This is a genomic window from Serratia sp. JKS296 (assembly GCF_900215445.1).
Lineage (GTDB): Bacteria > Pseudomonadota > Gammaproteobacteria > Enterobacterales > Enterobacteriaceae > Serratia > Serratia marcescens.
The window spans coordinates 4,055,290-4,075,504 of sequence record NZ_OCMX01000001.1; the positions used below are offsets into that span (position 1 = coordinate 4,055,290).

Here is a 20,215-nt window from a genome sequence, read left to right on the forward strand (position 1 = left end):
GGTTTTATCGCCCCCTTGGCAATTACGCACCTGAAGGTAACCCCCAATGGCTTATCCCGGCGACGTCTATTCGAGCAAGTGTTCCGCGCGCGATGCGCTGGCGCTGATTTCCGGCAAGTGGGTGATGCTGATCCTGCCTGCGCTGGCGCAGCGCCCGATGCGCAACGGCGAGCTGCTGCGCCGCATCGACGGCATTTCGCAGAAGGTGCTGACGCAAACGCTGCGCCAGCTGGAACGCAACGGGCTGCTCGAACGGCTGGATTTAAGTGAAAAGAATCAGGCGCATGTGGAATACCGGCTCAGCGCCGTCGCCCGCTCGCTGGTCGAGACGCTGACGGCGCTGGACCGATGGGCGGAATACCACTTCCCCGAGCTGGACGCCGCCCGCGAGCGCTATGATGCCGACCGCGGGCGCGAAGCCGATTAAAGCGGTTTGGCCCGCAGCGTCTCGCCGCTGCGCACGAAGTTGCCGGCCCCCAGATGATGAATGGTGTGCAGATCCGCATTGGCGGCGGTGAAGTTCCAGCGCCCTTGCTGGAACACCCGCTCGTCCGCAGCCGCGCTCAACACCTCGCCGAAGCAGGTGTCGTATTTTTCCTGCGCGCCGCTTTCCGGCAATAATCGGCACTCCAGCCACGCCACGCAACCCTGTTCGATCAGCGGCACCTGCAGCGTAGCGCTCGGCGCAGCGGCGATGTGAAAGCGGGCGAACTTGTCGTCATCCAGCCCGGACACGCTGCCGACCGCGTAGGTGGCGTCGATGAACATGGCCGCCGGCACGCAAATGCCGAATGCGCCGCTCTCCTCGATCATTTGCCGGCTGTGCGCCCCTTTGTCCACCACAATGGCGATGCGCGGCGGGCTGAACTCCACCGGCATCGACCAGGCGGCGGCCATCACGTTGCGTTTGGCGCCGTCGCGGCTGCGGCTGGTGATCAATACCGTCGGGCCGTGGTTCAGCAGGCGGCTGGCGTGTTCGAGGGCGACAGGACGAAAGTGGCTCATCGGGAAATCCTTGCAGTGACTGTTTGCCCAGCAGTGTAGATCTGCGCCGTAAAGGCAAGCAACGCGGGGCGCACAGAATGCACCGATGAGACGCTTGTTCCCGATCTCGCCATCCGTTATCTATAGTTAGATCAATTCGCCGGTAACGGCCCACTCCACCTGAGGATCTTGCCTTGACGTTTTTAAAACACCCTATCGCCGGATTGGTGCTGGCCGGCTGCGGCCTGTTGTCGGCGGGCGGCGCGCTGGCCGCTTCCGATGCGCTGGTGTACTGCACCGTCGCCTCGCCGGAATCGTTCAACCCGCAGCTCTCCAGCTCCGGGCCGACCTTTATCGCCACCTCGCAGGTGCTGTACAACCGCTTGGTGACGCTGCGCGAAAGCGATAAAACCCCCGCCCCGTCGCTGGCCACCGAGTGGAGCGTCAGCCCGGACGGCAAGACCTACATCTTTACCCTGCGCCAGGGCGTGAAATTCAACAGCAACAAATACTTCACCCCAACGCGCGACTTCAACGCCGAAGACGTGGTGTTCACCGTGATGCGGCAGAAGGATCCCGCTAACCCGTATCACAAGGTCTCCGGCGGCAACTATGAATACTTCACCGACATGGGCCTGGATAAGCTGATCACCAAGGTGGAAGCGGTGGACGAGCATCACGTGCGCTTCACGCTGAGCCAGCCCAACGCCGCCTTCGTCGCCGACTGGGCGATGGATTTCGCCTCGATCCTGTCCGCCGAATACGCCGACGCGATGCTGAAAAAGGGCACGCCGGAATACGTCGACAACTGGCCGATCGGCACCGGGCCGTTTGCGCTGCAGCAGTACAAGCAGGATTCGCTGATCCGCTACACCGCCAACCCGCACTACTGGCAGGGCGAAGTGGCCAGCAAGCACCTGATCTTCTCGATTACGCCGGATCCGCAAACCCGGCTGGCCAAGCTGAAAACCAACGAATGCCAGATCATCCCCGCGCCGCTGCCGGAACAGTTCGCCGCCATCAAGGCCGACGGCAACCTGCAGCTGCACGACATTACCGGGCTGAACGTCGGCTATCTGGCGTTCAACACCCAGAAAAAACCGTTCGACAACCTGCTGGTGCGCCAGGCGCTGAGCTACGCGGTAGACAAGAAAGCGATCGTCGCCGCGGTGTTCAAAGACAGCGGCACGCCGGCCAATTCGCTGCTGCCACCGGGCATGCTGGGCTACAACGACACACTGCCGGAGTACGCCTACGATCCGCAGAAGGCGCGCGAGCTGCTGAAGCAGGCCGGGCTGGAACAGGGCTTTGAAACCGACATTTGGTCGATGCCGGTACAGCGCCCTTACAACCCGAACTCGAAACGCATCGCCGAGATGATCCAGAGCGACTGGGCGAAGGTGGGCGTGAAGGCCAAGATCGTCACCTGGGAGTGGGGCCAGTATCTGGCCGGGCTGCGCAAAGGCGAGCAACAGAGCGCGCTGTACGGCTGGGTATCGGACAATGGCGATCCGGACAACTTCGCCACCCTGCTCGGCTGCGCCGGCGTGCAGAGCGGCGCCAATGTGGCGCGCTGGTGCGATAAGGATTACGACCGGCTGATCCAGCAGGCGATCCAGGAGAACCAGCCACAGGCGCGCGCCAAGCTGTATCAACAGGCGCAGGTGATCTTCGCCAAACAGGCGCCGTGGCTGCCGCTGGCCACCGGCAAAGTGTTCTACGCCACCCGCAGCAACCTGAGCGGCTACGTGGTGGACGTGAACGGCAGCGATTTCGCCAAGGCCAAATTGAACTGATCTCAGGCGCCGCAGCGAGGGCTGCGGCGTAATCCGCTTCATCGCTTAATAAGCTGCCAGCCTCTGAACCTATCGTTTATTAGCTTCATAACTTGCGACGCTCACCTATCGCCAGGCGCATATCTCACTAAGCCAATAGCTTAATAAGTGAGTTGAACCTGGCGTTTTGCCTAAATTGCGCGCACGCGCTTTCCTCCGATGTAACATTTCGTTACCATCGGCGCACAGACCCTTTAACATCAAAAGGTAACCCGGTGCAGAACACCTACATGCCGTGGCAAATTCGCCTGCACTGGCTGGTGGCGATCCTGCTGGTCATCACCTGCGTCACCATCGAGCTGCGGGGCTTTGCCGAACCGGGCAGCGCCCCCTGGTACGTGCTGGTTGTCACCCACTTCAGCTGCGGCGTAACGGTGTTTGCGCTGATGATCGCCCGCCTGTTCCTGCGCTGGCGCCGCCCCTCGCCCGCCATCGCGCCCAGACCACCGAAGTGGCAAACCGGCCTGGCGCACCTGACGCACACCCTGATTTACCTGCTGCTGCTGACACTGCCGGTGCTGGGGGTGTATTCGCGCTATCTGGGCGGCAAGGAGTGGTTTCTGTTCGGCCTGCCGATGCCGTTCGCCGACGTGGCCGATCGGCCGCAGGCGCGGACGATTATCGGCTGGCACAAAACGCTGGCGTCATTCGGCTACTGGCTGATCGGCCTGCATGCCACCGCCGCACTGTTCCACCACTATATCGTCAAGGACAATGCGCTGGTGCGCATGCTGCCGCTGATGAAAAAGCGCTGACCAGCCGGCGCCAGGGAAGAATTTTCGGGCCACGCCCGCTGACAGGGAATGATATGCAAACCCAATTTTTTAATGTGACCGTCGAACAATGCGCCTGCCAGCAGACGGCGCCCGACAACCTGGTGAGGATCATCGCCTCCGGCCAGACATTCTTTTTTTACCGTGACGACTTCAGCGACAGCGAAAATCTGCTGGCCAGGCTCGCCGCCGGCGATCGGGTGAAGATCGGCGCCCACCGCCTGCAAGACGGCAGCTACTGGCTGCACTGGCTGGTGCACGGGACAAAAGGCCGGCTGGAGCCGGACAGAACGCTGAAATACAAGCTGAAATACTTCGCCCTGCTGCTGCTGGGCGCGGTGCTGGCCGGCGGTTTCCCGGCGGCCTTTTTCATCATGGACGGGGAAGATTCCTGGCTGACCGTCGTCCTGTTCTTTATCGCCATCATCGCCGGCCTTATCGGCATCGGCATGGTGCTGTTCATCGGTTCGGAGCTCCTGCTGATCGGGCACCGCGGCCGCAGGCGCCTGCTCCGGGCGCTGGATCGCGTGCTGCAGGGGCAAGACGTCACGCCGCCCGGCTCGCTCAGCCTGAAAATCCCCGGCATCAAATACCGGGCCGTCCGCGCAGACGCCGCGCCAGTGCCCGCAACGCCACAAACCGAGTTTCCCCTCCCCGAGGGCGTCGAAGCCTCCGACATCGAGACGGTCAACGCCCTGAGCTACGAACTCCGCCACTATGAACTCCGGCGGCAGGTGCAGTATTTGGATACGTATGCGTGGCGCCAGAAGGAGACGCACTTTGCGTTGACGACCCGCGCGCTCAATGTCCCCAATACCAAACTGCATCCGGTATTTCGTCGGCAACATCCGCTTTTCATCGCCAAAGGCGATCCGCTGCAGGTGCTGTATTGCGAGAACGACACCGTCCCCGAGTTGCCGACGGTGCGTGGGATCATCAATCATCGAGATCGCCAAACCTATCTCATCGGCGGCAGCCGCTACTTCACCGAAGCCGGCCTTAACCTGTGCGCGCGCGTTGTCTTCATTTTTGGGGCAATCGTGGCGTGTTTTGTGCTCGGCATGACGGTAGTGGATAACGCCGATACCCCGGCGGGCTTTTATCTGGATGCCTGGACCCTGAAGCGTCTCGGCAGCGAATTGCCGCCGATTATTCTGTTGCTGATGCTGATGGTCAGTGGCCTGGCGCTGTTGTTCGAGGGTTTCGCCCAGATCTGCCGCCTGTACTCTTTTGACCAGCACCGCACGTTTAAAACGTTTAAATACCTGCGAAATCTGCGCCGCAGGTTATGGCGGCAGGCTCAGGTGACGGAGCTGAAATGATGACGTTAGCGCTTTATAAAAGACCCCTTATTATCCTGACGCTGTTTTTGGCCAGCGCGCTGGGCGTCTATTTGCTCGCCCCTGAGCAACGCTATGCGCAGTGGCAATGGACTCAGGGCGACCAGGCGTTGCCGACGATAGCCCGTTACGATCTCATCCACAGCTACCCGGCGCAGGACGGCGCTCTGCTGCTCACCAGCAAAAGAAGTGAAGACCGCGCATACAATAGCTTTTACGGCTGGGCGGCCAACTACCTCAGCCAGGTGCTGTTTGCCGGCCCAAAAGGGTTACAGATGCTGGGGGAACTCGACGACTTGATCCACGATGCGGTGTGCGGCGAACAGGAGTGCGTGCTTTTTCTCTCTGAGGGCCGCAGGCTGGTTGATGTGCAACGGGGCACCATCGGGGCGCTGATCCCCTGGCCGGAGGGCGACGACAACCGGCCTTCCTTTGTCGGCGGCAAACTGGTGGCGCAACCGGGAAAACGCGCGCTGTATCTCATCAGCACCGAAGGCGTATTCTACAGCCCGGACTTCGGCGCCCATTGGCGGCAGACGCTGGATCTGCCGGCGCTGCTGGACGCGCGGCAACTGCTGGGCTTTGAGCGCGGCGAGGAGGAGTCACCGACGGCTTACGCCTCCGGTAAGCGCAAATCCATGCCCGAGATTTTTACCGCCGTTGATGGCGATCGCGTGCATTTCTGGATGAACCCGGTGCTCGGCTCCGGCGCGTTACACATCGCCGTTAACGGTAAAACCGGCGAGGTGACTGAACTGCATTGGCTGCTGGTGCGCGTCAAGGAAAGCGCGCAGGCCCCGGACGGCGGCATCTACCTGATCGCGCAAACGCTGGACAGAGGACTGTATCAGCTTCTGCGTTATCAATCCGACGGGCAGTTGAAGGTGCTGCTGGAGACCGGCGATAAATCGCTGTATCAGCTCTGGGCGGGCAACGATAAGCTGGTCGCCCAAACGGATAACGGCGATGCGCGTCTTTCGCTGATTTTCGATCTGCGCTCATCCGAAGTGCGCTACCGACAGCCGTTGGAGTACCGGTACAACGGGCGCGACGACACGCGCCAAACCGTGATCGAACCGGAAAGCCACTATGACGATGACGGGGAGACCCCGGCGCTGCCCTACTTCGTTCGCTATCGCTCCACCACGCCGTGAACATAAGGAACTTGCCATGCTGTTAGGTTATGGCGCCGGCGCCGCCGGCCTGCTGGCGCTGTTATTGGCCCTGCTGCTCGCCGGCATCCTGCTCGCCTGGTGGGGCTGGCGATACGCCGCCGCCCGCTGCGGCCGCCCGCGCCCGCCGCTTTCCTGGGGCGGCTATCTGTTGGCCTCGGCGCTGGCGATCTACCCGGTGGCGTTCGCGCTGATGCTGATCGACATTGCCCTTCAGGATCTCAAGAGCCAGCGGGCGGAAGAACGCTGGAATCGGCGCAGTTACCTGACGCTCGAGGCGGCAAAACCGTTCGGTGAAATCACCCTGCCAAAAGGCAGCTGGGTAAACCGGCAGGAGCCGCGCCAGCCCGGCACCGAAGACAGCCCCATCACGATGAACGGCGTGACCGCCGTGCGCTTTCCTCAGCCGCAGAGCGTGGCCGGCGTGCCGATCATCGCCTTCGAGGTTTTACCGCCGGTGATGGAGCTGGCAGATGCGCATACTTTCACCCGCCCAACCGGTCAAATGGCGCACTGCGAAGCCGGTTGGCTGGTCTCTTTCTCTTTACCGCCGGATAAGCCGGCCCCGCAGTGGGAGGAGTGGCAAGCCGGCCTTCCTGCGGCGGCGTTTCGGCCCAGCGACTGGATCTTTAAGGAGTGCTTCTCCGGCAGCCCAATCGCGGTGCTGACCTTGCACAACGGCGAAGTCAGGGTGTTGCCTTAAGCCTTACGCCGTGGCGTTGGGCAAGCGCACGGTCACGCGGTTGTTGGCCGTTGGCAACTGCAGCGGCGTTTCCTGCCAACTCACCGCGATAACCAATACCGGCGGGGCCGGCACGCGCGGCTCACGCCCGTCGGGCCCCACGCTGTAAGCATCCCATTCAATCACAAAAACCCCGCCGTCTTGCGGCTCGACCCGCTCGACGAAAAAGGTGGTGTCCGAACCGCGCCCGCCCGCCGGTTTATGCGCGTAAGAGAGCAGGCTGAACCACTCGCCGGCGAAGTACAGATGATACAGACCATCGACGATATGCTCGCCGTGGAACTGGCAGCCGCCGACGCTCAAGCCGTCACCCGACGGGGATCCCGCCACGCGTTCGAGATCGCGCACGAAGCGATCGGTCGGCCGGTTATCCAGCAGCAGCTCATAAGGCGGCGTGTGCAGCAGCGCGGCAGGATCGTCCGCCTGGCGCAGATCCGCCGGCAACATCGAGCGCGCCGCCAGCATCCGGCCGTTGGGTAAGGCGATCTCCAGCCGATCCGCCGGATCCGCTACCCACTGCGGCACCCACAGACCGCGTACAAGGTGCAACGGCGTGGCCTCCACCTGCCGACACGTCGCCCGCAGTCGCGCCAGCGCCTCGGCGGAGCCGGCGGCCAACGCGTCCTGCTCGCGATCGGTCAATGCCGGCAGCGCGTACATCACCCGGGCAGCAGGCTCATAGACCGTCAGCCCCTCCCCCTCGCGGCCGCGGGTCGGGATCAGGCGCAGCTTGCCGTCGTCCACGTCCTGCGGCGCGGCACAGGCGCCATGCACAATCGCCCCGTCGCGCAGCAGCAGCGTCCAAAAGCTGGGGCCGCCCATGCCCAGTTCCCCCACGCCGCCAATCTGCCGGTCGCTGTCGCCGGCGTGCGCCATTTCAATCGGCTGCGAATGCCAGTCGGTCTTGCGCCACTCTGCCGCCTCTTCGGGTTCTTGCTCGCTTTTAGCGGCGTACTTCGCCCATTGCAGCACGGCAAACAGCGCGATGCACAGCACACCCCAAACCGGGTGATCCTGCCAAATCAACACCCAACCGACAATCAAAAGCGCCCAGGCGGCCATGGCGATATCCTTTTCCACGAGAAAACCGCCTGATTCTAGCGCAGGAAACGCAAGGGGTTGAAGCCTATGCCATGAATAATTAGCCGTTAAATAGAAAGATAATAATTTCAGCGTTATTTCTGTGACTATGAAGATTACATAAATAATGCTTCACTGCGTGATTTTAACGTAGAAAAGACAACTCCCTGTTTCTCAATGTAATATTTATAACCCTGTTAAAAATAGAAAAATGAAAGTGAAAAAAACCGCAATAATTTGTGCATATTCTAAACATTGACTATGTTTATACATACTCTTTATATGCAGGTAAACAGACTGAAAAACAAAAGATAAAGACTCTCAATACAATTAAACAAACCTCGCGCACCGCGTGGGTGACACGCTATTTATTATAAAAATTCCGAGGCTATTTTATCTCCACGGAACGGGCCACTTTGCGTTTTATCAGGCCAATAGGCTACACACCGCAATTAATATCATTATTAGCATTCCGGAGATCGACAATGAAAATCGTTACGGGCATTATCCTTACCTCTGTGGTCGCCTTCAGCGGCGCGGCTTACGCGGCCGATGCGCAACCTACCACCGGCAACGCAGAAGTGACGCTGGAACACGTGCACGCCGTGATGGAAAACGGCAGCCCGGCGCCGCAGCATGACGCCGCCTGCAAAAAAGAACTTTCCATGCCGGAATCGAAATATATGGGCATGAAGGTTAAAACCGATTACACCATCAACAGCAGCAGCATGATGATGTCGGCCAAATCGATGTTCCCATCGCCGGATTCCATGAAGCCCATGGAACTGACGGTCGATCTCTCCGCGCTGGGCCTGGCGGATGTGTATGCCTTCGGCGCCTTTAAACCGGCCGCATTGCCGCAGGCCTATATTTATTTCACCATCGACAAGGATTTTAAAAATCCGGTCAGCACCTTTATGATCATTAACCAAGGCAAGCAATATAACTGCGTAATTTCCAGCTCGAATAAAATGATGAGTGAAGAAATGCGCGGCAAGATGATGAAGAAACAATAACGGAATGAAAAACGGCGCTTCCCTTAGCAGGAAGCGCCGCCAGCAAAGCCTTAAATCAGACCAGGATTGTATTTCTGGTTGAACTTCTCTTCCGACTGGAACAGATAAATAATGCCTTCGATAAAGCCGACAATCGCCGGGATCCCCGTCCAGCAGAACAGCAGGTAGAACAGCCCCCACCACTTCATCCCCAGGTAAAACTTATGAATGCCCAGCCCACCCAGGAAGATGGCCAGCAGGGCCGCCGCGAGCTTGTCTTTTCTGCTCATAGTGCACTTCTCCTTACTTCTCACCGAACCACCGGCATGTCCAAAAAACGGATGCCGCTCCGCAGAGCGCCGCATCGCAATGCTTGAGGTGAAAACATTCACCCATCAAGGCTCAACAGGGGTAATTATAACAGTGATTAATTAAACGGTTGTTTAACCGGCGAAAGGGTAAGCAAATGGAGTCTGGAGAGGGAGTGGTGCCGATAATAGGAGTCGAACCTACGACCTTCGCATTACGAATGCGCTGCTCTACCAACTGAGCTATATCGGCATCGAGCCGGGCCTGCGGGGCAAGCCGGAAGTGCGTTGAACAAGGTAGACCCGTGCACGAAATGAGTCAATAGCCGCCGGGGCGTTTGGTTGTTTTGCAAGCAACCAGACTGTCGTGCAGACCCTCTTTTCCAAAAACAATCAGGGCGCAGCATGGTGCGCCCTGACCTCTTTATGACCGCAATCCGGCCTTAGCTGCGCACCAGATCGTCGCCGTAGCCGATCCACTTGTAGGTGGTCAACGCGTCCAGGCCCATCGGGCCGCGGGCGTGCAGTTTCTGGGTGCTCACCGCCACTTCTGCGCCCAGGCCGAACTGGCCGCCGTCGGTGAAGCGAGTGCTGGCGTTGACGTACACCGCCGAGGAGTCCACCGCGCGCACGAAGTGCTCGGCGCTGCTGAGCGAACGGGTGAGGATCGCGTCGGAATGGTTAGTGCCGTGGGTGCGGATGTGATCGATGGCCTGATCGATATCGTCCACCAGCAGCACGTTCAGATCCAGCGACAGCCATTCGTCGTCGTAATCCTCCGCATTCACCGGCACCACCGTCGCCGGGCCGCCCTGCAGCAGCGGCAGCGCGTTTTCCGCCGCGTGCAGCGTCACGCCCGCCGCCGCCATTTTGGCGCTCAGCGCCGGCAGGAACTCGGCGGCGATGCTGCGGTTCACCAGCAGCGTCTCCAGCGAGTTACAGGCGCTTGGGCGCTGGATCTTGGCGTTTTCAATCACCGTCAGCGCCTTGTCGAAATCGACATCGGCATCCACGTAGGTATGGCACACGCCGATGCCGCCGGTGATCACCGGGATGGTCGATTGCTCGCGGCACAGCTTGTGCAGGCCGGCGCCGCCGCGCGGGATCAGCATGTCGACATAGCGATCCAGGCGCAGCAGTTCGTTCACCAGCGCGCGATCCGGGCTGTCGATCGCCTGCACCGCCGCCGCTGGCAGGCCGCACTGTTCCAGCGCCTGCTGGATCACTTTCACTGTGGCCTGGTTGGTATTATGCGTCTCTTTACCGCCGCGCAGGATCACTGCGTTGCCGGTTTTCAGGCACAGGCTGGCGACGTCAATGGTGACGTTCGGCCGCGCCTCGTAAATCACGCCGATCACGCCGAGCGGCACCCGGCGGCGCTCCAGCTTCAGCCCGCTGTCCAGCAGGTTGCCGTCCAGCACATGGCCGACCGGATCGTTCAGGCGGCACACCTGGCGCACGTCGTTGGCGATCGCCGCCAGCCGCGCCGGGGTCAACAGCAGGCGATCGAGCAGCGCTTCGCTCATGCCGGTGGCGCGCGCCTGCGCCATGTCTTGTTCGTTCGCCAGCAGGATCGCTTCACTGTTGGCTTCCAGCATGTCGGCCATCACCGACAGCACCTGATTCTTCTTCGCCGTGCTCAGCACCGCCAGCTGCCAGGAGGCCTGCTTGGCGGCCTTCCCCATCTGCTCCAGCATGCTCACTCCTTAACTGACAATCATATCGTCGCGGTGCACTGCCACCGGACCGTATTCGTAACCGAGGATCTCGCTGATTTCCTGCGAGTGGTGCCCGGCGATCATGCGCATCGCATCGCTGTTATAGCGGCTGACGCCGTGCGCCAGATCGCGCCCCGCCAGGTTGCGGATGCGGATCACTTCGCCGCGCGAGAAATCGCCCTTCACTTCGCGGATACCCTTCGGCAACAGCGAGCTGCCGCGCGCCATCATCGCTTCCACCGCGCCGTCGTCGACGGTGATCTCACCGGCCGGCGGCGCGCCGAAGATCCAGCGCTTGCGATTTTCCAGCGGAGTTTCCAGCGCGTGGAAACGGGTGCCCACCGGTTTGCCTTCGATCACGTCCGCCACCACGCCCGGCTTGCTGCCGGCGGCGATCACCACGTCGATGCCGGCGCGGCAGGCCACGTCGGCCGCCTGCAGCTTGGTGCCCATGCCGCCGGTGCCCAGACCGGAGACGCTGTCGCCGGCGATGGCGCGCAGCGCGTCGTCGATGCCGTGCACTTCACGGATCAGTTCGGCCTGCGGGTTGTTGCGCGGATCCGCGGTGTAGAGGCCCTGCTGATCGGTCAGCAGCAGCAGTTTGTCGGCCCCGGCCAGAATGGCCGCCAGCGCCGACAGGTTATCGTTGTCGCCCACCTTGATTTCGGCGGTGGCGACGGCGTCGTTCTCATTGATTACCGGCACGATGCGGTTGTCCAGCAGCGCCGTCATGGTGTCGCGCGCGTTGAGGAAGCGCTCGCGGTCTTCCAGATCGGCGCGCGTCAGCAGCATCTGCCCGACGTGGATGCCGTAAATGGAGAACAGCTGTTCCCACAGCTGGATCAGCCGGCTCTGCCCCACCGCCGCCAGCAGCTGCTTGGAGGCGATGGTGGCGGGCAGCTCGGGGTAGCCCAGGTGTTCGCGCCCGGCGGCGATGGCGCCGGAAGTGACGATAACGATGCGGTGGCCCGCGGCGTGTTGCTGCGCGCACTGGCGCACCAATTCGACGATGTGGGCGCGGTTCAGACGCAGCGATCCGCCGGTCAACACGCTGGTGCCCAATTTCACAACCAATGTCTGGCTGCCGTTCATAGTATTTCTGCCGTGTAATATACCCGTCATCTTTCAAGCTGCAGCGTTGTTGGCTGCACGCACTCACCCCAGTCACTTACCTCAGTAAGCTCCTGGGGATTCCTGCGCTTGCCGCCTAGCCGCAACTCGAAAGCTATAGGGTATGATGAGAATAAGGGTGCAAAGGTCTTTGTAACAGGAGAGACGCGTTATGCCAACAGGCACAACGCGAAATCAGCACAATACGTGGTCAAACGGGGTCAGGCGGAGAGTTTGATCAGTTTTTCTTTGAAATCGTCGGCGGGTTCCAGCCCCAGCTCCATGGTCGCCAGCAGCTCGCCGAGGCGGCGATGGAAGTCGCGCAGGGTGTCTTCCAGCTTGGCGTTCACTTCATCATCCTTAATGTTTTGCGCCGTCCAGTCGCCTTCCTTGTCGAACAGGCCGAATTGGTACGAATAGGTGAAGCGCGCCTCTTCCGCCTGCAGCTCCATCCACCAGCCCCAGAACTCACGCTTCTCCGGAGCGGGCTTTACATTGACGCAGACGGCCAAACAATCAAAGAAAAAACGGTCGTTTTCACATTGCCCTTCACGCAGGTACGGCCCCAAGCTGGCAAAACGTTTCATTAGTCGGCTTTTAGGGTGACCACTCGGTAACGTCATTCTCTAACCTCCTCAATGTAGACCACTCTTTTTAACAAACTGTTAAAATTTAGCAACTAATTAACGCATTTTGTCCCTCAGCCAACCGGACATCTGCAGCAACGCCCGGTGGAAGCTGTCGTAAACCGGGGTGCGCGGGATGGCGACCAGCTTGCCGCTCACCGAGGAGGTGACGATCAGCTGCGACTCTTCTTTCGGGCTGAGCGTATCGCGCTCCCAGTAGCCGGAGATCATCGGCGTCGGGCAACGGCGCCCCAGCAGCCCCTGCATTTTCAGCGAGTAGCTGTTCAGCTCCACCTTCAGCACGTTGTCGGAGGCATTGGCCATGCCCATGCGGCTGGCCAGCACGTCCATATACATGTCCGGCACGTTCAGCTGGGTGCTGCTGTCGCACAGCAGGCGATGCACCACCGGCCCCAGGCAGGCCACGCCGCGCAGCCGCTGCGGCTCCAGATAGGCCAGCCGCACCGCCACGTTGGCGCCGAAGCGGAAGCCGAAGGCGCTCACCCGCTGATGATCCACCCACGGCACCGAGGCCAGCTGGATCAACACTTGTTGGTGCAGGTAGCTGGAGTCCTGCGTCAGCTTCCATTTGCAGGAGGAACCTATCGACGGCATGTCGAGCGTCAGCATGGCGATGCCGTGCGGCGCCAGGTAGTCGCGGAACAGGCGATGATAGTCAGTCTGCAGCGTATCGAGACTGCCGCACATCAGCACCGTCGGGAACGGCGCTTCGCCCTTCTCGGGCATGTGCAGGAAACCGGTGACGCAACCGCCGCCTTCGATGCGGAACTCCAGCTCTTTCAACTGATACGGCAACAGCAGCGCCGCCTCTTCATAAGCGCGGTTGGCGAGCATCTCCGCCTGTTCAGCCAACTCGTCGCCCTTCAGATGCGGGTAGCCGGCGATGCTGTACAGGCTCGCGGCCTTCAGCCAGTACTCGCCGCCGAGCAGCGGATCCTGCTGCTCCGTCGCCCGCTGCTGCCACTGCATGCCCTGATGGATCCACTCGTAGATCCAGTTGCCGTTGCGGTAGCCCACCACGGTATCCAGCCGCTGCGGATTGCTGCGCTCGGCGTCCGAGGCGGCGATGCGCGCCAGCACTTCGTGAATTTCGATCGGGCTGACGCCGCGCCAGGCCCACAGCAGCGGATTCAGCATGCGGTACCAGCTGCCGGTGGTGTCGCCTTCCAATGCGGAATGCATGGCGGCGCTCACTTTGTTGCGCGCGCGCAGCACCAGCGTCGAGGTTTCAGGGTGTTTGAATTTGGGCTTGAAAAGAATTTCAGAAAGGTTGGCCTGTGCCATGGTAACAACAGCCTCCGTAAATCTGGCTATAGGCCGCAACAGGCCTACTTAACTGGAGGTAGTGTACCTAACTCTGGCGGGATAAACCAAGATAACGCAAACGCCCGGCATAACCGGGCGTCAGGCGGCTGACAAAGGAGGAAAAAGCGTGGTTTTTCCTCCTTTGTGGTCAACGGCCGAAAATCAATAAATTGATTTTCCTTATTTTTTTATATCTTGCCTTCGGTAAGCCTGACAACGCCATCACGTTTATCATTAAACAAACGCCCGGCATAACCGGGCGTTGACTTGGAACTGGCTGGGCTTAGCGACCGCCGATAGGGGGAACGAAGCTGACGCCCATGTCCCACGGCTGCTCAATCCAGGTGTCCTGCGGGATGTCGATCACGTAGTCGTCCACCAGCGGACGGCCCGCCGGCTTGGCGAAGATGGTGACGAAATGCGCTTTCGGGTACATGTCGCGAATCGCTTTTGCGGTGCCGCCGGTATCCACCAGATCGTCCACCACGATGAAGCCTTCACCGTCGCCTTCGGCGCGCTTGAGCACTTTCATTTCGCGCTGGTTGTCATGGTCATAGCTGGAAATGCAGACGGTATCCACATAGCGGATGCCCAGCTCGCGCGCCAGCAGGCCCGCCGGCACCAGGCCGCCGCGGCTGACGGCAATGATGCCGGTCCATTTGTCGGCAGGCAGCAGGCGGTGCGCCAGCTTGCGTGCATGTATTTGCAGCATATCCCAGGTAACAACGTATTTTTCGCTCATAGAATCGTGTCCCAGCCGGTTGGTGAAGCGGCTTACTTTATAGTTCAGGGGAAAAAAGGTTGCGCGAGATTATAGAGACTGGCCGCGTTGAATTCCAGCTGTACCGAGGAAAACCTCGCGATTTCCGCCGGGCGGCTTTTCGGTGATTGATGCTGAAAAAGCGAGCGTTCCCGCCGCGAAGCCGTGTGATCAAGCGCTTAAACCGCACAATACGGGGGGCGCACCGCCGGAAATAAAGTGATATTCTCTGACGATCGTGCCACGACGCACAGATACCCGCTCACCTTAACCGCGCGGCACGCCCGTCCTGTCGGAGCCTGCCGTCACAGGAGACTTATAGTGTCTGAATTGTCTCAGCTTTCGCCACAGCCGCTGTGGGATATTTTCGCCAAGATCTGTTCTATCCCGCACCCTTCTTATCATGAAGAAGCGCTGGCGCAGCACATCCTCACCTGGGCCAAAGAAAAGAACCTGCACGCTGAGCGCGATCGGGTCGGCAATATCCTGCTGCGCAAGCCGGCCACCAAAGGCATGGAAAACCGCAAGCCGGTCGCGCTGCAGGCGCACCTGGACATGGTGCCGCAAAAGAATAACGACACCGTGCACGACTTCGCCAAGGATCCGATCCAGCCTTATATCGCCGGCGAGTGGGTGAAAGCGCGCGGCACCACGCTGGGCGCCGACAACGGCATCGGCATGGCCTCCGCCCTGGCGGTGCTGGCCGACGACAGCGTTGAGCACGGCCCGCTGGAAGTGTTGCTGACCATGACCGAAGAAGCCGGCATGGACGGCGCCTTCGGGCTGCAGCCGAACTGGCTGCAGGCGGACATCCTGATCAATACCGATTCCGAAGAAGAAGGCGAAATCTACATGGGTTGCGCCGGCGGCATCGACTTCATCACCACCCTGCCGCTGCAGCGCGAAGCGGTGCCGGCCGGTTACCAAACCCTGAAGCTGACCCTCAAGGGCCTGAAAGGCGGCCACTCCGGCGCCGAGATCCACGTCGGGCTGGGCAACGCCAACAAACTGCTGGCGCGCTTCCTGTTCGCCCATGCGGCGGCGCTGAACCTGCACGTGCTGGACCTGAACGGCGGCACCCTGCGCAACGCCATCCCGCGTGAAGCCTCCGCGGTGGTAGCGGTGCCGGCGGACAAAGCCGACGCGCTGAAAGCGCTGAGCCAGGAGTTCCTGGCCGTGCTGCAGAACGAACTCTCCGCCAAAGAGAAGAACATCACCGTGCTGCTGGAGCCGGCCAACAGCGCTTCGCAGGCGCTGAGCGCCGACAGCCAGCAACGCTTCCTGGCGCTGCTGAACGGCACGCCGAACGGCGTGATCCGCATGAGCGACGCGGTCAAAGGCGTGGTGGAAACCTCGCTGAACGTCGGGGTGGTCACCACCAGCGAAAACGAAGCGGAAATCATCTGCCTGATCCGCTCCCTGATCGACAGCGGCAAAGATTACGTGGTCGAGATGCTGACCGCGCTGGGCCAGCTGGCCGGCGCCAAGGTGGCGCCGAAGGGCGGCTACCCGGGCTGGCAGCCGGACGCCGACTCGCCGGTGATGCACCTGGTGCGCGAGCTGTATCAGGATCTGTTCAACAAGACGCCGAACATCATGGTGATCCACGCCGGCCTGGAATGCGGTCTGTTCAAAAAGCCGTATCCAAACATGGACATGGTATCGATCGGGCCAACCATCACCGGCCCGCACTCGCCGGATGAGCAGGTGCATATCGAAAGCGTCGGTCTGTACTGGAAGCTGCTGACCTCGTTGCTGAAAGCGATCCCTGAACGCGCGTAATCTGCGCGCTTAACGCAAAAAGCCGGCGACTTGCCGGCTTTTTTTATTCCCAAGGCAGCGCCAGCTGCCGCTCCAGCTGCGGATCGAGCAGCGTCACATGCAGCCCCACCAGCCGCACGCCGCGCCCTTCTCGCCGCTCGCGCCACGCCTGCCGCGCCACCGCCAGCAAATCCTGCCGGTTCAGCACCGGGAACACGTGTTCCTGAGTGGTTTGCTGAAAATCCTGAAACTTCAGCTTCACGCCTTGCCGGGCGATGTGCAGATCCGGCTTCACCTTGCGCAGCCGCATCTCCAGCTCGGGGTAGAGTTTGTCGATAATCAGCGTTTCGCAGTCTTCCCAGTCGTGAATGTCTTCCGCCAACGTGCGCTCCACGCCCACCGATTTACGCAGCCGCTCCGCCGAGATTTCGCGCCGATCGATGCCCTGACACCGCTCCCACAGCACCCGGCCGAACTTGCCGAAACGCTTGAGCAACTGCGCCAAATCGTATTGCTGCACGTCGGCGCAGGTGATGAGCCCCACCTCTTCCAGCCGCTTGGCGGTCACCTTGCCGACGCCGGGGATCTTGCTGAGCGGCAGCTGCTGCAAAAACGCCGGTACCTGCGCCGGCGTGATCACGTATTGCCCGTTCGGCTTGTTCATCTCGGAGGCGATTTTAGCGAGAAACTTGATTGGCGCGATGCCGGCCGACGCGGTGAGGTTCAGCTCGTCGGCGATCGCCTGACGGATCTCCTGGGCGATCAGCGTCGCCGAACCGTTGCATTGCGGGCTGTCGGTCACGTCGAGATAGGCTTCATCGAGCGACAGCGGCTCGATCAACGGGGTGTAGCGGGCGAAGATTTCACGGATGTGTTGCGAAGCCTCTTTGTAGGCCGCCATGCGCCCCGGCAGCAGGGTGAGATGCGGACACAGCTTGAGCGCCATCGCCGTGGACATGGCGCTATGCACGCCGTAGCGCCGCGCCGGGTAGTTGGCGGTGCTGATCACCCCGCGCCGATCGGCGCTGCCGCCAATCGCCAGCGGGATATCGCGCAGGCTGGGATCGTCGCGCATTTCCACCGCCGCGAAGAAGCAGTCCATATCGACATGAATGATTTTACGCATCGCACCCTCCAGTAACACTGTATAAGTATACAGTCAGATACCGAAAGCTCAAGGCCGCAGGCTTCGATGAAAGCGCCGTTTCCGCCAGATATTTCCGCGTTGTTAAAAAAGCTTAATTTTTCAATAGTATGATTTCCGCCATCCCGTGCGGCTCACCACAACGATAACGACAAGGTACTCTACATGATCAGATTTTCTCATTGGCTGCTGGCTTCCGCACTGTCGCTGAGCGCGCTGGCGGCCAGCGCCGCCGCCGGTCACGCGCCGGCGATCGTCGCCCATCGCGGCGGCACCGCCGATGCGCCGGAGAACACCCGCATCGCCATCGAAACCGCGCTGAAAAACGGCGCCGACGCCGTTTGGATCACCCTGCAAGCATCCAAAGACGGCGTCATCGTGCTGTATCGCCCCTCAGATCTGAAGGCGCTGACCAACCGGCAGGGCCCGGTCTCTGCCTATACTGCCGCGCAGTTGGCCGAGACCGATGCCGGCTGGGCGTTCGCCAAAGGCGATGCGCATCCGTTCCGCGGCCAGGGTATCGGCATTCCGAGGCTCGACGACGTGCTTAAAGCGTTTCCGCACGTCACCTTTTATCTGGACATCAAATCCCCGGACGCCGATCCGGCGCAGTTTGGCCAGGCGCTGCTGGCGACGCTGGAAAGCACCGACAGCCTGAATCGCACCCGCGTCTACTCTACCGACGCCAAATACCTGCAGGCGCTGCCGCCGGCCGTCCCGCGCTTCGAAAGCCGCGACGAAACCCGCACGCTGCTGGCCAACGTCACCATGGCGCACCAGTGCGATGTCAAACCGGACAACCGGCAGCCGCGCTGGTACGGGCTGGAGCTGAAGCGCGAGGTGGAAGTGGTGGAGAAGTACACCCTCGGCGAAGGGCGGTCGAAGGCGTTTCTGACCTGGGATAAAGAGTCGATGGATTGTTTCCGCTCGCAGGGCCCGACGCACATCATTCTGTTCGGCGTCAACACGCCGCAGGCGTATCAGCAGGCGCTGGCGCTGGGCGCCGACGGCGTGATGGTCAACTCGCCGGCCGAGGCGAAAAGTTTCCGCAAGGCGAAATAAATCACCGGTTACGGCATAAGGCGGTTCGTCATCCCGCCTTATGCCCGTATGGCTTTCAATATCCGTTAGCGAGCAGGAACCACCTGGATGGTGCTATTTTCATAGCGAACACTAAACCCAGCACCGAATAGCCGGGCGGCAGGCTCAAGACCTTTACTTCGTTTATCCCGCGACAACAGCGTCACCGATATCCCGTAAGACTTCCCGCCTTCGAATTTATAGTTATCGTCGGGAATGCACGTAGCCGCGGTGACCGCAGGCATCTCGTTATCCGCGAAGTGCTTGCCGAAGATAGCATTGGCGTTGCCGATTTCTTCGATAATGACGCCGGCCAAGCGTTCGTCCCCTTCAGGTTGAACCCGCACACAAACGTGGTTATCAACGACAGTGACGTTGGCCGCGTAGTTTTTTGGCCTCGGATCGTTCATGTGCATGCAGCCGACGAGCAACAAAGTTAGCGTTCCAGCCAAAATAATGCGGTTCATCCTGTTACCTCTGCTTAAGAAACTGAGAAAGCGCATATTCGTATTTTCTGGCGATCGTTTTATCCGTTACGCCCTGAAAATTCACGCCATTGTTAATCGCACCCAGCCAGATAGTGTAACCATACTTCTTCAGGAACCAATAATCAGCGATGATTGAAGCCTGCTGTTCCATGGAGTAGTTATGCAACAGCTGTTTACCATCGAGTCGATATTTGTATTCAGCAGCCCAACTCAATAACCCTCGGGTTCTCACCCACATGCCTTTTTGGTGCTGCCAGACATGGCTCATTTCGTGGATAAATACATGCTGGAAACCTGCAGCGGCCGTGGAAAAATCAGCCTTATATAAGGCTTGTCTAAACCAGACTTCTCCGTTGGGTGCCATCGCCGTTCTGTTGGCTTGCAGCCCAAACGGCAGATAGCTATCGCAGTGAACAAACACTTTTTCATAGAAAACTGACCTGCCAAACACGGAACGGGCCAAATTAATTTCACCCACCGTTAACCCCCGTTTTATCCCTTCTTGTTGTTGTCCCATCCTGGAACTCCCTAAATCCAAAAGAAACCTAATGAGACGACATTTTAACCAATCAAGTCAACAAACTAACCTAATGATAAATATCAGGAATATCCGAATAATTCTAAAATGAGAGATGTATCAACCTTACGATTTAATCCTGAGCAAGATTAAAGATTACGATGGGCGTTTTAGCGATTTCGTTAAATCAAAAGAAGTCTGGTTCTGGCAAGTGATATGAAACGAATAGCAGCAATTATTGCCGGTGCGATAATAGGTATCGGCCTCATGCTCCTGGCTTTTCCCTTTCTCTCAGACTGGATTATTGGCCACGTTGAGGGCGAGGATCAGATGTCGGCTAACTTCGAGTTGCTGGCGATTGACCTAGTGTTATGCTGTTTCATGGACGGTGTACTCGGCAACCTGGCCTATTCAAAATCAAATAACTCCCCCAAATAAAAAAACCCGGCCAGGGCC

Annotated in this window: 21 protein-coding genes and 1 tRNA gene; 10 read left to right on the top strand and 12 right to left on the bottom strand. The window is 59.9% G+C overall.

Annotation, left to right across the window (positions count from 1 at the left end):
* Positions 1-46: 46 nt before the first annotated feature.
* Positions 47-427 carry a winged helix-turn-helix transcriptional regulator gene (locus CRO23_RS19480; protein WP_016928940.1) on the top strand — a complete coding sequence of 127 codons (381 nt, stop codon included), beginning with the start codon at positions 47-49 and terminating at the stop codon, positions 425-427.
* On the opposite strand, the gene CRO23_RS19485 is transcribed toward CRO23_RS19480, so the two are convergent.
* Positions 424-1,005: a flavin reductase family protein gene (locus CRO23_RS19485; protein WP_033641194.1), complete on the bottom strand. Its 582-nt coding sequence runs from the start codon at positions 1,003-1,005 to the stop codon at positions 424-426. The two genes, CRO23_RS19480 and CRO23_RS19485, sit on opposite strands and share 4 nt — an antisense overlap.
* A gap of 173 nt (positions 1,006-1,178) precedes the next feature.
* Here CRO23_RS19485 and CRO23_RS19490 point away from each other — a divergent pair, with 173 nt between their 5' ends.
* The 5 genes from CRO23_RS19490 (at position 1,179) to CRO23_RS19510 (ending at position 6,807) form a co-directional block, all read left to right on the top strand.
* Positions 1,179-2,780 (top strand): ABC transporter substrate-binding protein, encoded by a 1,602-nt coding sequence (locus CRO23_RS19490; protein WP_097102707.1) that lies wholly within the window; start codon positions 1,179-1,181, stop codon positions 2,778-2,780.
* 269 nt (positions 2,781-3,049) lie between these two features.
* The gene (cybB, locus tag CRO23_RS19495) at positions 3,050-3,574 is read left to right on the top strand and encodes a cytochrome b561 (protein ID WP_097103131.1); all 525 of its coding nucleotides are present in this window, start codon (positions 3,050-3,052) and stop codon (positions 3,572-3,574) included.
* 53 nt (positions 3,575-3,627) lie between these two features.
* A complete protein-coding gene (locus tag CRO23_RS19500) occupies positions 3,628-4,914 on the top strand; it encodes a hypothetical protein (RefSeq protein ID WP_097102709.1) in 1,287 nt (428 codons plus the stop codon).
* Positions 4,911-6,086, top strand: a complete 1,176-nt coding sequence (locus tag CRO23_RS19505; RefSeq protein ID WP_079449631.1) for a hypothetical protein — start codon at positions 4,911-4,913, stop codon at positions 6,084-6,086. Before CRO23_RS19500 ends, CRO23_RS19505 begins: the two co-directional genes overlap by 4 nt.
* A gap of 16 nt (positions 6,087-6,102) precedes the next feature.
* The gene (locus tag CRO23_RS19510; RefSeq protein WP_016928946.1) at positions 6,103-6,807 is read left to right on the top strand and encodes a hypothetical protein; all 705 of its coding nucleotides are present in this window, start codon (positions 6,103-6,105) and stop codon (positions 6,805-6,807) included.
* 3 nt (positions 6,808-6,810) lie between these two features.
* On the opposite strand, the gene CRO23_RS19515 is transcribed toward CRO23_RS19510, so the two are convergent.
* On the bottom strand, positions 6,811-7,926 hold the full coding sequence (locus CRO23_RS19515) for a hypothetical protein (protein ID WP_255253515.1): 1,116 nt from the start codon (positions 7,924-7,926) through the stop codon (positions 6,811-6,813).
* A 485-nt stretch (positions 7,927-8,411) separates the two neighbouring features.
* Here CRO23_RS19515 and CRO23_RS19520 point away from each other — a divergent pair, with 485 nt between their 5' ends.
* Complete coding sequence (locus tag CRO23_RS19520) at positions 8,412-8,942, top strand: hypothetical protein (RefSeq protein ID WP_097102710.1); 531 nt, start codon at positions 8,412-8,414, stop codon at positions 8,940-8,942.
* A gap of 50 nt (positions 8,943-8,992) precedes the next feature.
* Here CRO23_RS19520 and CRO23_RS19525 read toward each other — a convergent pair whose 3' ends face one another.
* The 7 genes from CRO23_RS19525 to gpt form a co-directional block, all read right to left on the bottom strand.
* Entirely contained in the window at positions 8,993-9,211 is a 219-nt protein-coding gene (locus tag CRO23_RS19525; protein WP_015376761.1) for a TM2 domain-containing protein, read from the bottom strand.
* A gap of 195 nt (positions 9,212-9,406) precedes the next feature.
* Positions 9,407-9,482: transfer RNA gene (locus CRO23_RS19530), tRNA-Thr, on the bottom strand.
* Between the two features lie 190 nt (positions 9,483-9,672).
* Positions 9,673-10,926: a glutamate-5-semialdehyde dehydrogenase gene (gene proA / locus CRO23_RS19535; protein WP_016928977.1), complete on the bottom strand. Its 1,254-nt coding sequence runs from the start codon at positions 10,924-10,926 to the stop codon at positions 9,673-9,675.
* A 9-nt stretch (positions 10,927-10,935) separates the two neighbouring features.
* A complete protein-coding gene (gene proB, locus CRO23_RS19540) occupies positions 10,936-12,039 on the bottom strand; it encodes a glutamate 5-kinase (RefSeq protein WP_015376738.1) in 1,104 nt (367 codons plus the stop codon).
* Between the two features lie 239 nt (positions 12,040-12,278).
* Positions 12,279-12,680: a sigma factor-binding protein Crl gene (gene crl / locus CRO23_RS19550; RefSeq protein WP_004930258.1), complete on the bottom strand. Its 402-nt coding sequence runs from the start codon at positions 12,678-12,680 to the stop codon at positions 12,279-12,281.
* A 60-nt stretch (positions 12,681-12,740) separates the two neighbouring features.
* The gene (gene frsA, locus CRO23_RS19555; protein ID WP_016928979.1) at positions 12,741-13,988 is read right to left on the bottom strand and encodes an esterase FrsA; all 1,248 of its coding nucleotides are present in this window, start codon (positions 13,986-13,988) and stop codon (positions 12,741-12,743) included.
* A gap of 304 nt (positions 13,989-14,292) precedes the next feature.
* A complete protein-coding gene (gene gpt, locus CRO23_RS19560) occupies positions 14,293-14,751 on the bottom strand; it encodes a xanthine phosphoribosyltransferase (RefSeq protein ID WP_004930253.1) in 459 nt (152 codons plus the stop codon).
* Positions 14,752-15,090: 339 nt separating this feature from the next.
* Here gpt and pepD point away from each other — a divergent pair, with 339 nt between their 5' ends.
* Positions 15,091-16,551, top strand: coding sequence for a beta-Ala-His dipeptidase (gene pepD, locus CRO23_RS19565; protein WP_097102712.1), 1,461 nt, complete (start codon positions 15,091-15,093; stop codon positions 16,549-16,551).
* Between the two features lie 43 nt (positions 16,552-16,594).
* On the opposite strand, the gene dinB is transcribed toward pepD, so the two are convergent.
* The gene (gene dinB / locus CRO23_RS19570) at positions 16,595-17,656 is read right to left on the bottom strand and encodes a DNA polymerase IV (protein ID WP_079449642.1); all 1,062 of its coding nucleotides are present in this window, start codon (positions 17,654-17,656) and stop codon (positions 16,595-16,597) included.
* A gap of 183 nt (positions 17,657-17,839) precedes the next feature.
* On the opposite strand from dinB, the gene CRO23_RS19575 reads away from it, so the two are divergent.
* A complete protein-coding gene (locus tag CRO23_RS19575; protein WP_097102714.1) occupies positions 17,840-18,736 on the top strand; it encodes a glycerophosphodiester phosphodiesterase family protein in 897 nt (298 codons plus the stop codon).
* 65 nt (positions 18,737-18,801) lie between these two features.
* On the opposite strand, the gene CRO23_RS19580 is transcribed toward CRO23_RS19575, so the two are convergent.
* Together CRO23_RS19580 and CRO23_RS19585 are read right to left on the bottom strand one after the other, a co-directional pair.
* Complete coding sequence (locus CRO23_RS19580) at positions 18,802-19,221, bottom strand: putative T6SS immunity periplasmic lipoprotein (RefSeq protein ID WP_016928983.1); 420 nt, start codon at positions 19,219-19,221, stop codon at positions 18,802-18,804.
* Positions 19,222-19,225: 4 nt separating this feature from the next.
* Positions 19,226-19,759 carry a hypothetical protein gene (locus CRO23_RS19585; protein WP_016928984.1) on the bottom strand — a complete coding sequence of 178 codons (534 nt, stop codon included), beginning with the start codon at positions 19,757-19,759 and terminating at the stop codon, positions 19,226-19,228.
* A gap of 216 nt (positions 19,760-19,975) precedes the next feature.
* Between CRO23_RS19585 and CRO23_RS19590 the strand changes: the two genes are divergently transcribed.
* On the top strand, positions 19,976-20,197 hold the full coding sequence (locus CRO23_RS19590) for a hypothetical protein (RefSeq protein ID WP_016928986.1): 222 nt from the start codon (positions 19,976-19,978) through the stop codon (positions 20,195-20,197).
* The last annotated feature ends 18 nt before the right edge of the window (positions 20,198-20,215 follow it).

Coding starts and splice junctions, on each gene's coding strand:
- CRO23_RS19500 (WP_097102709.1), top strand. CDS start 3,628: ATGCAAACCCAATTTTTTAATGTGACCGTCGAACAATGCGCCTGCCAG.
- gpt (WP_004930253.1), bottom strand. CDS start 14,751: ATGAGCGAAAAATACGTTGTTACCTGGGATATGCTGCAAATACATGCA.
- CRO23_RS19510 (WP_016928946.1), top strand. CDS start 6,103: ATGCTGTTAGGTTATGGCGCCGGCGCCGCCGGCCTGCTGGCGCTGTTA.
- CRO23_RS19525 (WP_015376761.1), bottom strand. CDS start 9,211: ATGAGCAGAAAAGACAAGCTCGCGGCGGCCCTGCTGGCCATCTTCCTG.
- CRO23_RS19505 (WP_079449631.1), top strand. CDS start 4,911: ATGATGACGTTAGCGCTTTATAAAAGACCCCTTATTATCCTGACGCTG.
- frsA (WP_016928979.1), bottom strand. CDS start 13,988: ATGGCACAGGCCAACCTTTCTGAAATTCTTTTCAAGCCCAAATTCAAA.
- CRO23_RS19485 (WP_033641194.1), bottom strand. CDS start 1,005: ATGAGCCACTTTCGTCCTGTCGCCCTCGAACACGCCAGCCGCCTGCTG.
- CRO23_RS19590 (WP_016928986.1), top strand. CDS start 19,976: ATGAAACGAATAGCAGCAATTATTGCCGGTGCGATAATAGGTATCGGC.
- CRO23_RS19480 (WP_016928940.1), top strand. CDS start 47: ATGGCTTATCCCGGCGACGTCTATTCGAGCAAGTGTTCCGCGCGCGAT.
- cybB (WP_097103131.1), top strand. CDS start 3,050: ATGCCGTGGCAAATTCGCCTGCACTGGCTGGTGGCGATCCTGCTGGTC.
- CRO23_RS19580 (WP_016928983.1), bottom strand. CDS start 19,221: ATGAACCGCATTATTTTGGCTGGAACGCTAACTTTGTTGCTCGTCGGC.
- CRO23_RS19520 (WP_097102710.1), top strand. CDS start 8,412: ATGAAAATCGTTACGGGCATTATCCTTACCTCTGTGGTCGCCTTCAGC.
- dinB (WP_079449642.1), bottom strand. CDS start 17,656: ATGCGTAAAATCATTCATGTCGATATGGACTGCTTCTTCGCGGCGGTG.
- proA (WP_016928977.1), bottom strand. CDS start 10,926: ATGCTGGAGCAGATGGGGAAGGCCGCCAAGCAGGCCTCCTGGCAGCTG.
- CRO23_RS19575 (WP_097102714.1), top strand. CDS start 17,840: ATGATCAGATTTTCTCATTGGCTGCTGGCTTCCGCACTGTCGCTGAGC.
- proB (WP_015376738.1), bottom strand. CDS start 12,039: ATGAACGGCAGCCAGACATTGGTTGTGAAATTGGGCACCAGCGTGTTG.
- crl (WP_004930258.1), bottom strand. CDS start 12,680: ATGACGTTACCGAGTGGTCACCCTAAAAGCCGACTAATGAAACGTTTT.
- CRO23_RS19585 (WP_016928984.1), bottom strand. CDS start 19,759: ATGGGACAACAACAAGAAGGGATAAAACGGGGGTTAACGGTGGGTGAA.